The sequence below is a fragment of the Neobacillus bataviensis LMG 21833 genome, assembly GCF_000307875.1.
Taxonomy (GTDB): domain Bacteria; phylum Bacillota; class Bacilli; order Bacillales; family Cytobacillaceae; genus Neobacillus; species Neobacillus bataviensis.
In genome coordinates, this window is the sequence record NZ_AJLS01000100.1 from 1 (window position 1) to 625 (window position 625).

1 protein-coding gene is annotated in these 625 nt (G+C 40.0%); it reads left to right on the plus strand.

The window, feature by feature from the left end; all coding sequences use genetic code 11:
- Nucleotides 1–244 precede the first annotated feature (244 nt).
- Nucleotides 245–616 carry a transglycosylase gene (locus tag BABA_RS13765; protein WP_007085805.1) on the plus strand — a complete coding sequence of 124 codons (372 nt, stop codon included), beginning with the start codon at nucleotides 245–247 and terminating at the stop codon, nucleotides 614–616.
- The last annotated feature ends 9 nt before the right edge of the window (nucleotides 617–625 follow it).

Genomic DNA, 625 nt, shown 5'->3' on the forward strand with positions numbered 1-625 from the left:
ATCAGTTCCTTTTTTTTTTTAATGATACGGCGACCACCGAGATCTACACTCTTTCCCTACACGACGCTCTTCCGATCTCTAGCGCAAAAGCAAGATACGTGCAATGACGTTAAACTGCTTACGGTAATCCTACACAAGCGTTCGGACTTTATGATGTGTATGGGAAGTAACCATGATGATAGAAGATAGACTGGGCTGATCAAGTCCTATGGAATGTTCTTAGTGGCGAAATCGAAAGGTCTAAATGAAATTAAGTAAAGTTGCTATTTCAACTGGATTAGTTGCATCATTCATGATGACTGCAGGCGAAATCGCTCATGCGGATACACCTAAATCAACTCATGAAGTTGCTATAGAAGTTATTAACGGAAATTACGGTAATGGAGACGCTCGTGTCACTAACCTTAAAACAAAAGGTTTTGATGTAAAAGCAATCCAAACAGAAGTTAATAATATTCTGACAGGAACAACAACACAAGTTTCTGCTACTGCTAAGACTACTGAAGAACAACCTACTAAAGTTACATCAGCTGCACCTGCTCAAGCAGCAGAAAGTGTTTCTGGTGGGCTTAATATGAGCCAAACTTCTGGACAAATTGACATCCAAGCTCCATAATGGTTGAGA

Coding starts and splice junctions, on each gene's coding strand:
- BABA_RS13765 (WP_007085805.1), top strand. CDS start 245: ATGAAATTAAGTAAAGTTGCTATTTCAACTGGATTAGTTGCATCATTC.